We start from the raw sequence: 13,207 nt of genomic DNA, 5'->3' as shown, positions 1-13,207 counted from the left end.
GTGTACCGGTTTCTGCTGACACCCCGCTGGTGGGGCATCAACGTCTTCGTGTTGCTCGCCATCCCCTTCTGTGTGTTCATGGGGTCGTGGCAGCTGAGCCGGTTCGAGGACCGGATGCAGGACCACCGCACCGCCGTGGCGCAGGTCTCCTCGGACGAGCGGGAGGCCGCGCGGCCGCTGGCCGAGCTGCTGCCGGTGGACAAGGTGACCTCCGGAAAGCAGACCACCGCGACGGGCCGGTACGACAGGCAACTCCTCGTCCCGGACCGGCAGTTGGACGGACGGGAGGGCTATTACGTCCTCACCCTGCTGCGCACCGACGGCGGCAAGGCCCTGCCGGTGGTCCGCGGCTGGCTGCCCGGCACCCCCGACGCGGCGAAGGTCCCGGCCCCGCCGAAGGGCGAGGTCACCGTCACCGGAGCGCTCCAGGCGTCCGAGACGCCCGGGGACAACGGCGTCAGCGCCCAGGGCGGGCTCCCGGCCGGCCAGACCGCGGCGATCAGCACCGCCTCGCTGATCAACCTCGTGCCGTACGACGTGTACGACGCCTGGATCACCCTCGACACCGGCGACTCCGGGATGAAGGCGGTGCCCGCGACCGCGCCCGCCGACTCCGGCCTGGACCTGAAGGCGTTCCAGAACCTCGGCTACACCGGCGAGTGGTTCGTCTTCGCGGGCTTCGTGGTCTTCATGTGGTTCCGCCTGGTCCGCCGCGAGGCGGAGTTCGTCCGCGACGCGGAACTGGGCCTGCTCCCGGCCCCGGACGACGAGAGCGAGCCGGCGCCGCAGGAGAGGGCACCGGCCCAGAACGCCTAGGGCGCGCGGATCACCGTAACCCTGGCCGGAAGGCCGTAAGTAACCCCCGGCCGGAGGGCCGTACCCCCTACGACGAGGTCAGCAGCCCCGTCCAGTAGACGACCCCCGCGCACGCGTTCGACAGCGTCGTCGAGGCCGACGGGGAGCCCAGCGCCGTGGTGTTGGTGATCGTGACGCTGCCGTCGGTCGTGCCGTCCTCCGTGACCAGCTGGGTGGAGGTGCCGGTGTCGCCGCCGGTCGAGGAGCCCTCGGTGGTCGAGGTGTCCGGGGAGGACGAGGGGTCGGGGCTCGGGTCGGTCGAGGGGTCGGACGTGGGACAGCTCGCGGAGGGCACCCAGGCGAACTTCACGTCGTAGGCGGACCCGGGCTGCAGGACCAGCTGGGAGACCTCGGTGGACGGGTCGGGCAGACTCGCCGCCGCGTCGCCCGAGGCGTGCCGGACGGCGCTGATCTTCGAGGAGTCCGCCGCGCCGGACGCGGTCGGCGTCACGCTCCCGGGACCGGTGACGGTGCACGCGGTGGAGGAGACGTTGGCGACGCGGAAGGCGCCGTAGACCGCGCCGGTGGAGTCGGCCGCGTCGGTGGTCGGCGTCGGGGTGCCCAGCTGGGCCGCCGTACAGACCGGCGCCCCGGCCGCACTGGTGGCCGCGGGGTCGGCACCGCTGCTCGCGCCGGTGCTGCTGCCGCCGGAGTTCTTCTGGTCGCCCTTGGACTCCCCCTTGCCCGCGCCCTCGGTCTTGCCGGAGGAGCCGCCGGAGGTGGACTCGCCGCCGTCCTCGGTCTTGCCCTGGCCCGCGCCGCCCTGCATCTGCGAGGCGTGCCCGGCGTTGGAGGTGTTGGCGCCGGTGTCCGTGGAGGAGACGTGGACCACGGCGGGGATCGCGGTGCCGAAGAAGAGGGCCGCGGCCGCCATCCCCACGAGGGCCTGTCGCTTGCGGGCCCGCCGCGCGGGCACCGCCTTGCGCAGGTGGTCGAGGGTGCCGTCGCGCGGCTCCATCTCCTGGACCGCCTGGTGCAGCAGTCGTCGCAGTGCCAGCTCGTCCGAGTCGAACTCCCCCGTGGAGCCCAGATCGTCGGGGCCGTGATTCACAGTTCCGTTCCCAGCGTGCGATTGCGTCTTGTGGTCAGCCGCCCATGTCGGCTCGTGCCATTCGTAGGGCTCATGGCGCTCATGGCGCCGTCCCTCGGAGTCCTTGGATCCGCTCACGCCGGCGCCTCCATCGCGACGCGCAGCGCGGCGATCCCCCGGGAGCCGTACGCCTTCACGGACCCCAGCGAGATACCGAGCGTATCGGCGACCTGCGCCTCGGTCATGTCCGCGAAGTAACGCAGGACCAGGACCTCGCGCTGGCGGCGCTGCAGTCCCTTCATGGCCTTGATGAGGGAGTCGCGCTCCAGCTGGTCGTACGCCCCCTCCTCGGCGCTCGCCATGTCGGGCATCGGCTTGGACAGCAGCTTGAGTCCGAGGATGCGCCGGCGCAGGGCCGAGCGGGAGAGGTTGACGACCGTCTGGCGCAGGTAGGCGAGGGTCTTCTCGGGGTCGCGGACGCGTTTGCGCGCGGAGTGGACGCGGATGAAGGCCTCCTGGACGACGTCCTCGCAGGAGGCGGTGTCGTCGAGGAGGAGCGCGGCGAGGCCGAGGAGCGAGCGGTAGTGCGCCCGGTAGGTCTCCGTGAGGTGGTCGACGGTGGTACCGGCCGCCGCCGCTTCCTCGGCGCCGTCACGCTGGTTCGGGATGCGGGTCGGCCGCGCTGCGGGCATGGGGGCGATCACCGGCATGCCGCCGGGCGCCCCGAGCCTGCGGGGTCGGAAGTCGAGTACCTGAGCCACGCAAGTTGGACGCCCTCACCCCCGGGAGGGTTGTACGCGATCGGCCGTCTTCTCTCAGGCAGCACAACTGACCGTGCGTCAAACGCGCTCATGCCCTACCCGCTCTTCCCCTGTGTCCTGAATACCGGAGCGTCCCCACGCTCCACCCTGCGACCCCGCGCCCCCTGAATGGGCGTTCGCAAAGACGCTCCCCGCCCGCCGCTTGGTTGCGGTGGACGGGGAGTCAAATCTTCGGACGCGAAGCGGCCCGGTTCAAGTGGTCCGGACCATCGGCCCGGTCACACTTCCTGCGGAAACTCCCTCGCGACGAGTTCGGCGATCTGCGCGGTGTTCAGCGCCGCTCCCTTGCGCAAATTGTCCCCGCACACGAAAAGTTCCAGCGCGGTGGGGTCGTCGAGGGCGCGCCGGACCCGCCCGACCCACGTCGGATCGGTGCCCACGACGTCGGCGGGCGTGGGGAACTCCCCGGCCGCCGGATTGTCGAAGAGCACCACCCCGGGCGCGGTGGCGAGGATCTCGCGGGCCCGGGTGACGGTGACCTCGCCCTCGAAGCGGGCGTGGACGGTGAGGGAGTGCACGGTGACGACCGGCACCCGTACACAGGTGACGGCGACCGGCAGCCGGGGCAGCCCGAGGATCTTGCGGGTCTCGTCCCGCACCTTCATCTCCTCCGAGGACCACCCGTCCTCCCGCAGGGACCCGGCCCACGGTACGACGTTCAGCGCCACGGGCTCCGGGAACGGCCCGGTGTGGTCGCCGACGGCCCGCCGTACGTCACCGGGTTGCGTGCCGAGCTCGGTGCCCGCGACCAGGGACAGTTGCTGCCTCAGGGTGTCCACGCCGGCCTTCCCGGCCCCGCTCACCGCCTGGTAGCTGGAGACCACCAGCTCGCGCAGGCCGAACTCGGCGTGCAGCGCGCCCAGCGCCACGATCATGGAGAGGGTCGTGCAGTTGGGGTTGGCGACGATCCCGCGCGGCCGCTGCCGGGCGCAGTGCGGGTTGACCTCGGGGACGACCAGCGGCACGTCCGGGTCCATCCGGAAGGCGCCGGAGTTGTCCACGACGACGGCACCGCGGGCCGCGGCGACCGGCGCCCAGTGCGCGGCCACCTCGTCGGGTACGTCGAACATGGCGACGTCGACCCCGTCGAAGGCCTCCTCGGAGCCCTCGGTCAGACCCACGACCTCGACCTGCTCCCCGCGCACGGCCAGCTTGCGGCCGGCCGAGCGCGGGGAGGCGATCAGGCGGATCTCGCCCCAGATGTCCGCGTGCTGGGACAGGATCTGGAGCATGACGGTGCCGACGGCCCCGGTCGCGCCCACGACCGCGAGCGTCGGCCGCCGTCCGGTGACGGCCATCAGCGCCCGGTGCCTCCGTAGACGACGGCCTCGTCGCTGTCGGAGTCGAGCCCGAAGGCGCTGTGCACGGCGCGGACAGCCTCGGGGACGTCGTCCTGGCGGGTGACGACCGAGATGCGGATCTCGGAGGTCGAGATCAGCTCGATGTTGACGCCCGCGTCGGACAGCGCCTGGAAGAAGGAGGCGGTGACGCCCGGGTTGGTCTTCATCCCGGCGCCGACCAGGGAGATCTTGCCGATCTGGTCGTCGTAGCGCAGCGACTCGAAGCCGATGCCGACCTTCGCCTTCTCCAGGGCGTCGATGGCCTTGCGGCCCTCGGACTTGGGGAGGGTGAAGGAGATGTCGGTCAGCCCGGTCGACGCCGCCGACACGTTCTGCACGATCATGTCGATGTTGATCTCGGCGTCCGCGATCGCGCGGAAGATCACCGCGGCCTCGCCCGGCTTGTCCGGGACCCCGACGACCGTGATCTTGGCTTCGGAGACGTCGTGGGCGACTCCGGAGATGATGGCGTGCTCCACCTGCTGGTCCCCTTGCGACTCGGGCTTCTCGTTGCTGACCCAGGTGCCCGGCAGTCCGGAGAAGGACGAGCGGACGTGGATCGGGATGTCGTAACGACGGGCGTACTCCACACAGCGGTGGAGCAGCACCTTGGAGCCGGACGCGGCCAGCTCCAGCATGTCCTCGGAGGAGATCCAGTCGATCTTCCGGGCCTTCTTCACCACCCGCGGGTCGGCGGTGAACACACCGTCGACGTCGGTGTAGATCTCGCACACCTCGGCGTCCAGGGCCGCGGCGAGCGCGACGGCCGTGGTGTCGGAGCCACCGCGCCCGAGCGTGGTGATGTCCTTCTTGTCCTGGCTCACACCCTGGAAACCGGCGACGATGGCGATGTTGCCCTCGTCCAGCGCGGTGCGGATACGGCCGGGCGTGACGTCGATGATCCGGGCTTTGTTGTGGACGGAGTCGGTGATGACGCCCGCCTGGCTGCCGGTGAACGACTGGGCTTCATGGCCCAGGTTTTTGATCGCCATGGCCAGCAGCGCCATGGAGATCCGCTCTCCGGCGGTCAGCAGCATGTCGAACTCACGCCCGGCAGGCATCGGGGATACCTGCTCGGCGAGATCGATCAGCTCGTCCGTCGTGTCGCCCATCGCGGAAACGACGACGACCACCTGGTGGCCGTTCTTCTTCGCTTCGACGATTCGCTTGGCGACGCGCTTGATGCCCTCGGCATCGGCTACGGAGGAGCCTCCGTACTTCTGCACGACAAGGCCCACGTGCGCTCCTCGCTCAGTCCGTATGTGTCGGCTCAGTTTAACGAGCGTCCGATTTTCACCTCTGTGGTATCGCATGGTGAGACTCACGGTGAGATCTCATGGTGAGATCCGGACGCCCAGGTCAGCACCTGCCCAGGCGGGGTGTGCGGCAAAAGTGCGGATGCTCACAAGCCTTAAGGTTCGACACGTGCGCGTACTCCTGGTGGAAGACGATGAGCCGGTCGCCCAGTCCCTGCGGCGCGGCCTGACCCGCTACGGCTTCGAGGTGGAGTGGGTCTCCACCGGCGGCGCGGCGCTGAGCCACGACGGCCCCTACGACGTCGTCCTCCTCGACCTCGGCCTGCCCGACACCGACGGCCTCGACGTCTGCAAGGCGCTGCGCGAACGCGGTGACGTGCCGATCATCGTGATCAGCGCGCGCAGCGACGAGACGGACCGGGTGGTCGGCCTGGAGCTGGGCGCCGACGACTACGTCTCCAAGCCGTTCGGGGTACGGGAGGTCATCGCGCGGATAAGGGCCGTGATGCGGCGCGCGCAGCCCCGTCCTCCCGGTGCGGAGAGCGGGCCCGACCGGTACGGCTCCCGGCTGACCGTCGACCGCAAGGCGGCCCGGGTCCGGCTGGACGGCGAGGAGGTGCCCCTCGCGCCCAAGGAGTACGACCTGCTGGCCTTCCTCACCGAGGAGCCGGGCGCGCTGATGTCGCGCGAGCAGATCATGGAGGCGGTCTGGGACGCGAACTGGTTCGGGCCGACGAAGACGCTGGACGTCCATGTGGCCGCGCTGCGGCGGAAGTTCGCGGGCGTCATCGCGATCGAGGCGGTGCGCGGGGTGGGCTTCCGGCTGGAGATCGTCAAGGGTGACGGGGCTTCATGAACCGGCAGCTCATCAGGAGTTACATCCTGCTGGTCGCGGTGGCGATCTTCCTGTTCACGGTGCCTGTGGCTTTCACGCTCACCGATCAACTGCGCGACGACACCAGGCAGTCGGTTCTGCGCGAGGCCAAGACGATGGCGCTGCTGCTGGCCAACGGCGACTCGACGTCGTGCGGTGCCCTGGAGCGGGTGGCCACGGCGTACGGCGAGGAGACACCCGGCGACGTCCAGGTGACGCCAACGGCCGGCTGTGCCCCGGTACTGCCCGCGCCCCGGGCCGACCATGCCCTGAGCCGAGCCCTGGAGAAGGGTGAGGAGACCACCGACTGGGGCTCCGACTTCATCTGGGGCAAGGAGCTGACGGTCACCGTTCCCGCCCAGGACGGCGCAGCCGTACGGATCGTCTACTCGACCTCGGACATGACCACACGGTTCTGGCAGATCTGGGGCTTCCGAGCCGGCCTCGCCGTCCTCGTGCTCGCGGCCGCCGCCGCGATCGGCGCCTACGCGGCCCGCCGTATCACCGCCCCCCTGCGCGAACTCAACGCGATGGCAAGCAAGTTCAGCGACGGCGACCTCACCGCGCGCTCCCCGGTGACGGGCCCGCCGGAGACGCAGACGCTCGCCCGCACCCTGAACCAGGGCGCGGAACGCCTGGACACGCTGGTCGCCTCACAGCGCATCTTCGTGGCCGACGCGTCGCATCAACTCCGTACCCCCCTGACCGCGTTGCGCCTGTCGCTGGACAACATCGCGGACGGCGTGGACGACGAGTTCGTACGGGAGGACGTGGAGCAGGCGACCGCGGAGGTGGTCCGAATGAGCCGCCTGGTCAACGGACTTCTGGTCCTCGCACGGGCCGAGGCGAAGGTGACCGCAGCCGAACCGCTGGTCCTTGAGGACATCGTGAACGAACGGCTCACGGTGTGGAGGCCGGCCGCCGACGAGCGCGGAGTCACCATCGCGCTCAGGGGGAGTGCCGACGGCCGGCTGCTGGTGCTGGCCAGCCCCGGTCATCTGGACCAGGTGCTGGACAACGTGCTCTCGAACGCCCTGGAGGTCTCGCCGGACGGCGGGAGGATCACCGTGGAGATCGAATCCAGGGCGGACACGGTGGTGTTGTCGGTGGTGGACGAGGGGCCGGGCATGTCGGACTCCGAGAAGTCCCGTGCCTTCGACCGCTTCTGGCGCGGTCAGGGCCTGACCGGGCGCTCCGGCTCCGGCCTCGGCCTCGCCGTCGTCAAACAGCTCGTGTCGGACGACGGCGGGACCGTCACGCTGGCGGACGCGCCCGGGAGCGGGTTGCGGGTGGAGATCACCCTTCGGGCATCTTCGAGGAGTGGTGGTTGACGATCAGCCACTCGCCGCCCCGCTTCTCGTACTCGTAGGTGTAACGGGCCTCTACGGTGCTCTTCGCGCCGGTCTTCGGGTCGGTGAGCGTGAACTCGTAGACGCCGGTGTCGATCGCGGAGTTCTTGTCGAGGACGTTGACGATCGTCTGGACCTTCTTGCCGACCGGCTTGTTGGCCAGGAAGTGCTCGAAGTAGTCGACGATGCCGGCGTGGTCGGTGCGGACCTTGTTGGAGACGGTGGGCAGCAGGACCGCGTCCTTGGCGTACAGGTCCGCGACCGTCTCCGGGTCGCCGGTCTTGAGCGCGGCGTTCCACCGGTCGAAGAGACCGGCGATCTGCGCCTTGCTCGGCTTGGCGGCGGGCTTCGGTCCGGCGGTGGCCGCGACGGTGCCGACCGTGCCGAGGGCGACGACCGCGGTGGCGGTGACGACGGCTGCGCGCTTGGTTATGGAACGACGGTTCATCGTTGTCTCCGGTGCGGTGGTGGGAGGTGCTGCTTTCGAACTGCCTCCAGCCTGTCGTCAGGCCGTTTAGGGCCCGTGCAGCCGAGATACAACGCAGATCCAGCACCGGTCCAAATAACTCTCTGCATGCGTACGGCTACTTGCCGCGCAGCAGACTCACACCGGCCCCGAGCGACACCACACCCATCCCCACGGCGGTCATGATGCCCTGCGTCCCGTCCACGACGAACGGCGCGACCGCGGCGACGGCGAGGTTGAACAGGAAGAGGAACCACAGAACGGGCTTGGAGGCGAGCAGCGACTTCATGTCATTTCCTTCGGTCGGGGCGGGAGCCCTTGCTTTCTTCTGAGCTCAACAATCCCGGTTTCCGCAGGTCACAACGATGGAGTGGACTCCCGAAAGGGGGTGTAGCGGACTCCACCCTCCATGGCGGAGGATGCCGAACCATGGGGACGACGGGCGAGGTACCGCTGGCGGCGATCGTGCTGCTCGGCTCCTGCGTGCAGTGGCTCACCGGCATGGGCTTCGCCCTGGTCTCGGTCCCGGCACTGGTCCTGCTGCTCGGCCCGGTGGAGGGGGTGGTGCTGGCCAACTGCGCGGCCGGGGCGATCTGTTCGGTGGGTCTGCTGGGCGGCCGGCGCCGAGTACGACTCCGCTCGATGGCCCCTTTGTGCGCGGCAGCGGCCTGCACGGTCCCGGCGGGCACCTGGGTCACCCACCAACTCCCCGAGCCCTGGCTCCTGTTGGTCATGGGCGCCCTGGTGACCACGGCGACCCTGCTCGTCATGCGCGGCATCCGCGTACCGGCCCTGCACGGCACGAGAGGCGCCATCGCGGCGGGCGCGGCGGGCGGCTTCATGAACTCGGCGGCAGGCGTGGGCGGCCCCCCGATCTCCCTGTACGCCCTCAACGCGGGTTGGCCGGTACGGGAGTTCGTCCCGAACGCGATGTTCTACGGCGTGCTGGTGAACGCGTTCTCGGTGGCGTCGAACGGCGTACCGGACCTGACCGGAACACAGTGGGCGACGGTGGTGACGGCGATGACGACAGGCGCGTTGCTCGGCCGCACCCTGGCGGGCCACCTACCGGAGCCCCGGACCCGCCTGCTCGTACTCCTCCTGGCACTCGCAGGCGGGCTGACGGCCGTAACAAAAGGCCTGTGGGGCCTGTGACTCAGCCCTCCACGAACTCCTTGAGAGGCTCGGTGTCGAGAAGGATGTTCACGGGTTCGGGAAGCTGCACGGTCGCCCCGAACGGCTTGTTGACCTGCTGACGGTAACGACCGTCCTCGGGATGGGTGAAGACGGTGACGGTGCAGTCGTCGCGGTCGATGAGGAGGTAGACGGGGATACCGGTCGCCGCGTAGCCGTCGGGCTTGTCGACTCGATCACGTTGATGGGTGTCGGAGTCGTGCGAAGTGACCTCGACCGCCATGAGCACGCCCGCCGCCTCGGACCAGTCTCCGTGCCCCACCGGGAACCCGAAGGGCGCGAGGACGCCGTCGGGTCGCGCCCGTCCCTTGCGGTAGCGCTCGACCTTCATCCCTCGGTCTCCGTAGAGCCAAAGTTCCGGACGGTGTTGCATGCACAGCCGCTGAAGCCAAGCGACGATCTGATCGTGGTTGCCGTCGGTCACCGGCTTGACCTGGACCTTCCCCCTGATGAACTCCAGCCGCACCGTCTCCGGGGCATGGCGTTCCAGCTCCTCGAACTCCTCGACGGACATCTGCGGCCGATGCTCGGTCCTGGGGGTCATGGCGTCGCCTCCTCGACTCCATGGTGCCCCGACCGGCACGTCCTGCACGCTCACCGCAACCCCGCCGCGCGGCGCAGCGCCTCCACGCGCTCGGTGACGTCGATGACCTCGTCGGCACCGGGCAGACCGCCTCCGTCCCGCGGGCCGGGGAGGAACGTCGCCGGGACGGCTCCGTACACCGGTCCCTCCGCCTCGATCTCCGCCAGGCACTCCCGGCACAGCCCGCTTACGATCTCCGTCGTCCGTTCGTCCGCGTCGCACAGACCGCAGGCCATGATCACGCGGGTCACACGGGCACGGCGGGCGGCCTTCTGCCGGATCTTCGCCTTCTTCGGGGGCATCTTGCTCTCCAGTCGGTTGCGGGCGAGTCCGCCCGGGTTGGTGACGGCGGGCGGCAGCCCGTCGGTCAGGGCTTCGGTGATGTCGTGGGCCGTCGCGCCACGGGACAGCCACTCGGCGGCGAGAGCTTCGAGGGAACGGCAGTCGCCGTCGGACAGCGGCATCCGCGGGTCGGCCGTACGCACGTCGGCGAGGGTCCGGTAGGCGGCGCTCGGCTCCTCGGCGCACGGCTCCTCGCCGCACGCGACGGACTCGTCCACCGTTTCGACACGCGCCAGTCCCGGCATGTGCTGGTCGGTCACGTCCTTGCCGTGCCGCTCCCGCGCGAAGTCGGCCCACCACTCGGGCGACCTGGGTGTCCGCGACCAGTACGTGCGGGTCACCCAGCGCATCGAGTTGTCCTCGACGGTGATGTGCTCCCTGATCCAGCGCAGATGGCCGGCGACGGTGATGCGCCCCAGCGAACTCCGGACGGCCTGCTGGCCGTAGCGGGGGTGGGCCGCGGCGATCGCCTTGTAGCCCATCGCGTGGCCGTCTTCGAGGTGATCGACGAAGAGGGCGATCTCGCGGTCACGGGGGCTCAGGTGTGCGAAGTCCGGGTCGGCGTGCGGGTCTTCGTCACCTGCGGAGCGTTTGCCGTAACCCGTTTTGGCCATGGGGTGAGACGGGGAAGGCAGGGCAGCACTAGGCTGGGCGTAAGCCACGGTCGAAGTCTCGATTCGATCTGTAGGTCAGGCCCCGGAGCCGGTGTTGGCGCACCGACCGGGGCCGAACTATTTGCTTGTGTGCCGCGAACCTAGAGCGCCTTTACACAGCGACGCAAGCCGATCACGGAACGTCACCCTTTCGAGCGACGGCGCCTCAACTCACGTACAGACCTGGTTGGTTGGGTTGGTTTTCACCACCCAGGAACACCCATGGAAGAGCTCGAAGCCCGAGGCTCAAGCCCCGGGCCGAACTGCGGAAACGAAGGCCTTCCAGGCGGACGGGGCGAGGTGGAGTTCGGGGCCGGAGGGGTTCTTGGAGTCTCGGACGTGGACACGGGAGGCGAACGCGACTTCGAGGCAGGCGGCGCCTTCGGAGTCGCTGTAACTGGACTTGAACCACGTCATCTGGTCAGTCACGGTGCTTCACCATGCTCTCAAGGAGTCGGGCCGACTCAGCGGGACTGAGGGCTTCGGCACGAATCATGCCAAGCCGCTCGGTCACCCGCCGGACCACGTCCGGATCCGCCGACAGGTCACTGATGAACTGGCTTTCGGTATAGGCGAACCGCTCGTAGCCGCCGTTCTCCAGCAAGATCATGGGCCCCATCCCCGCGCAGGGAACGGCCCGTTCGAACGTCAGCACCTGCACCACGACGTTCCTAAGCTCCGACATCGCCAGCAGGTGCCGGAGCTGTGCGTCATCCACCAAGGGGAGCCGCAGGGCAGCCTCGTAGATCATGAAGGCAAAGGCCACCGGCGGGGTGCGATCCGTGAGGATGGCCTGCCGCTCCGCCCTGGCCGCGATCCGCTGCTCCACCGTCTCCTCGTCCAGCGGCGGAACATGGCCCTCGATCAGGGACCGCATGTACCCGCTCGTCTGCAACAGCCCGGGGATCAGTCCGGCCTCGTACGACCAGAAGCTGATCGCCTCTTTCTCCCGCTCCATGAAGTCCTGCGCTCGCTTCGGGAACTTCTCCCGCTGCAAGTACTCCTTCGCCGCGCTCAGCAACCCCTCCGCCCGGCACAGCTCGTCGGCCACGTCCAGCACGCGCGGCGTCGGCATCCGTACGCCCTGTTCCATCGACTTGATGGTGTCCGGGGAGTAGTTGGACGCGGCGGCCAGCTCCTCGCGGGTCACATTGGCCTTCAGACGCCACCGCTTCATCTGGTTGCCGCCGTAGCGCCAGTTCACCGGCGTCTGGGACACAGCACGCACCTCCGACCGATACACCCCGCCGTGTATCACCTCAGTCGCTACCGAGCGTAGCTCCGTGACCGCCACGGTGTGACCATGACGAACGTATTCGACCCGCTCGAGTGGGTCCCCGCATCGGGCCACCAACTCCGCCTCGCGGGCGTGCACTTCGACGCCGTACGGATCGAGGGGGTACGGGGAGAGGTCGCCGCGTCACGGATGATCGAGGCGACGGACGGGGACGCGGGCCCGGTGGTGTGCGAGGTGACGGGGTACCGGTGGATGTACTTCCTGCTGGCACCGGGAGAAGTACGGAGACAGCAGTGGCCGTTGGGAGTGCAGCGCTTCGGAGCCCGAGGGGACCGTTCCGTCACGTACATCGGGATCCCGGCGCTGGACGGGAACACCTGGCCGCTGCGCTGGTACAGCGAACCGACGCCGACGGCCCCTTTCGTCGACGCCGGACTGCTCGTACGGGTGGTCAGGAACGCCGTATCCGCACGGCGCGTGTCCCCATGACGCGGGCGCCGAGGGCGTCGGCGTAGGCGCGCACGGTGGCGAGGTCGTGCACCTCGCCGCCCTCGATCTGGGAGATCCAGGTGGGGAAGAGGTCGGAGGCGTCGGCGACCTGACCACGCGTCAGCCCCCGCTGCTCGCGGACCTCGCGGAGCCGGTGCCCGAGGGCGTACGCCTGCGGAGCGGAGAGCGGCCCGCCCCGCATCAGACCCGCCCTCCGAACAGCGCCACGAGCCCGTGGTCCAGCTCAGCACCGACGGCCTCCTCGCCGGCGGCGACCACGGTGTACGTACGGGCGAGAAAGCGAACCAGATCGGCGGCGAGAAACCGCAGCCGGGCAACGCCCTGAGCCGCGTGGAACTCGACGTACGTGTGCTCGTCCCCACACGGCCGCACCCGCACACTCCCGACCCCGGCGACCCCCCGAAGCCCCTCCCCCAACAACACCCGAGCGAACGTCCAGGTAGTCCCCTCCCCGTCGAGCGTCACATGCGCCGGAAAGTCGAGATGCACAGCCAGCGGATCACCGGAGGTGTACCGCAGACTCACAGGAACAGCGATCTCCTGCCCGGTACCGGTGACCAGCCGAGCACCGGTCGGCTGCTGGATGCTGACGTACATAGAGGGACTCCGATTCGGGCGGGGCGACAGCGGCCGGACACGACCCCTGTGCCCTGAGAGACCCCGCTGGCCCCCTCGGCATTACGCCACTCCACAAACC

General features: G+C 69.4%; 17 protein-coding genes. 5 read left to right on the top strand and 12 right to left on the bottom strand.

All coding sequences use genetic code 11. The features are described 5' to 3' along the window. Complete coding sequence (locus tag ABZ896_RS24260; protein ID WP_360932724.1) at window positions 1-816, top strand: SURF1 family protein; 816 nt, start codon at window positions 1-3, stop codon at window positions 814-816. Window positions 817-883: 67 nt separating this feature from the next. On the opposite strand, the gene ABZ896_RS24255 is transcribed toward ABZ896_RS24260, so the two are convergent. The 4 genes from ABZ896_RS24255 to ABZ896_RS24240 form a co-directional block, all read right to left on the bottom strand. Continuing rightward, window positions 884-1,906, bottom strand: a complete 1,023-nt coding sequence (locus ABZ896_RS24255; protein ID WP_360932721.1) for a hypothetical protein — start codon at window positions 1,904-1,906, stop codon at window positions 884-886. 113 nt (window positions 1,907-2,019) lie between these two features. Beyond that, entirely contained in the window at window positions 2,020-2,595 is a 576-nt protein-coding gene (locus ABZ896_RS24250) for a SigE family RNA polymerase sigma factor (protein ID WP_360932757.1), read from the bottom strand. A gap of 329 nt (window positions 2,596-2,924) precedes the next feature. Continuing rightward, on the bottom strand, window positions 2,925-4,004 hold the full coding sequence (locus ABZ896_RS24245; protein WP_360932718.1) for an aspartate-semialdehyde dehydrogenase: 1,080 nt from the start codon (window positions 4,002-4,004) through the stop codon (window positions 2,925-2,927). Next, complete coding sequence (locus ABZ896_RS24240) at window positions 4,004-5,284, bottom strand: aspartate kinase (RefSeq protein ID WP_360932715.1); 1,281 nt, start codon at window positions 5,282-5,284, stop codon at window positions 4,004-4,006. The genes ABZ896_RS24245 and ABZ896_RS24240 overlap by 1 nt, the downstream gene beginning before the upstream one ends. A gap of 187 nt (window positions 5,285-5,471) precedes the next feature. Between ABZ896_RS24240 and ABZ896_RS24235 the strand changes: the two genes are divergently transcribed. Both ABZ896_RS24235 and ABZ896_RS24230 read left to right on the top strand, forming a co-directional pair. Further along, window positions 5,472-6,158 carry a response regulator transcription factor gene (locus ABZ896_RS24235; RefSeq protein WP_360932712.1) on the top strand — a complete coding sequence of 229 codons (687 nt, stop codon included), beginning with the start codon at window positions 5,472-5,474 and terminating at the stop codon, window positions 6,156-6,158. Next, a complete protein-coding gene (locus tag ABZ896_RS24230) occupies window positions 6,155-7,507 on the top strand; it encodes a HAMP domain-containing sensor histidine kinase (RefSeq protein ID WP_360932709.1) in 1,353 nt (450 codons plus the stop codon). The genes ABZ896_RS24235 and ABZ896_RS24230 overlap by 4 nt, the downstream gene beginning before the upstream one ends. Here the strand turns inward: ABZ896_RS24230 and ABZ896_RS24225 are convergent. Further along, window positions 7,473-7,973, bottom strand: a complete 501-nt coding sequence (locus ABZ896_RS24225; protein ID WP_360932706.1) for an SgcJ/EcaC family oxidoreductase — start codon at window positions 7,971-7,973, stop codon at window positions 7,473-7,475. The genes ABZ896_RS24230 and ABZ896_RS24225 overlap by 35 nt on opposite strands. Before the next feature lie 136 nt (window positions 7,974-8,109). Continuing rightward, window positions 8,110-8,280, bottom strand: a complete 171-nt coding sequence (locus ABZ896_RS24220; protein ID WP_360932703.1) for a hypothetical protein — start codon at window positions 8,278-8,280, stop codon at window positions 8,110-8,112. Between the two features lie 140 nt (window positions 8,281-8,420). Between ABZ896_RS24220 and ABZ896_RS24215 the strand changes: the two genes are divergently transcribed. Next, complete coding sequence (locus ABZ896_RS24215) at window positions 8,421-9,146, top strand: sulfite exporter TauE/SafE family protein (RefSeq protein ID WP_360932700.1); 726 nt, start codon at window positions 8,421-8,423, stop codon at window positions 9,144-9,146. Window position 9,147: 1 nt separating this feature from the next. Here the strand turns inward: ABZ896_RS24215 and ABZ896_RS24210 are convergent, their stop codons facing one another. From ABZ896_RS24210 to ABZ896_RS24195, 4 genes are all read right to left on the bottom strand, one after another. Then, window positions 9,148-9,729, bottom strand: coding sequence for a Uma2 family endonuclease (locus tag ABZ896_RS24210; RefSeq protein ID WP_360932697.1), 582 nt, complete (start codon window positions 9,727-9,729; stop codon window positions 9,148-9,150). Window positions 9,730-9,779: 50 nt separating this feature from the next. Further along, window positions 9,780-10,724 (bottom strand): hypothetical protein, encoded by a 945-nt coding sequence (locus ABZ896_RS24205; RefSeq protein WP_360932694.1) that lies wholly within the window; start codon window positions 10,722-10,724, stop codon window positions 9,780-9,782. Between the two features lie 285 nt (window positions 10,725-11,009). Further along, window positions 11,010-11,192: a DUF397 domain-containing protein gene (locus ABZ896_RS24200; protein ID WP_360932691.1), complete on the bottom strand. Its 183-nt coding sequence runs from the start codon at window positions 11,190-11,192 to the stop codon at window positions 11,010-11,012. Then, window positions 11,185-11,982: a helix-turn-helix transcriptional regulator gene (locus ABZ896_RS24195; RefSeq protein WP_360932688.1), complete on the bottom strand. Its 798-nt coding sequence runs from the start codon at window positions 11,980-11,982 to the stop codon at window positions 11,185-11,187. The genes ABZ896_RS24200 and ABZ896_RS24195 overlap by 8 nt, the downstream gene beginning before the upstream one ends. Window positions 11,983-12,060: 78 nt before the next feature. Here ABZ896_RS24195 and ABZ896_RS24190 point away from each other — a divergent pair, with 78 nt between their 5' ends. Beyond that, window positions 12,061-12,489, top strand: coding sequence for a hypothetical protein (locus tag ABZ896_RS24190; RefSeq protein WP_360932685.1), 429 nt, complete (start codon window positions 12,061-12,063; stop codon window positions 12,487-12,489). On the opposite strand, the gene ABZ896_RS24185 is transcribed toward ABZ896_RS24190, so the two are convergent. Next, on the bottom strand, window positions 12,452-12,691 hold the full coding sequence (locus ABZ896_RS24185; RefSeq protein ID WP_360932682.1) for a helix-turn-helix transcriptional regulator: 240 nt from the start codon (window positions 12,689-12,691) through the stop codon (window positions 12,452-12,454). The two genes, ABZ896_RS24190 and ABZ896_RS24185, sit on opposite strands and share 38 nt — an antisense overlap. After that, window positions 12,691-13,107 carry an SsgA family sporulation/cell division regulator gene (locus ABZ896_RS24180; RefSeq protein ID WP_360932679.1) on the bottom strand — a complete coding sequence of 139 codons (417 nt, stop codon included), beginning with the start codon at window positions 13,105-13,107 and terminating at the stop codon, window positions 12,691-12,693. Before ABZ896_RS24180 ends, ABZ896_RS24185 begins: the two co-directional genes overlap by 1 nt. Window positions 13,108-13,207: the final 100 nt, after the last annotated feature.

Source organism: Streptomyces sp. NPDC047072, assembly GCF_040643855.1.
Lineage (GTDB): Bacteria > Actinomycetota > Actinomycetes > Streptomycetales > Streptomycetaceae > Streptomyces.
Note: the sequence above shows the minus strand (reverse complement) of the source record. Positions and strands in the feature narration are given on the sequence as shown.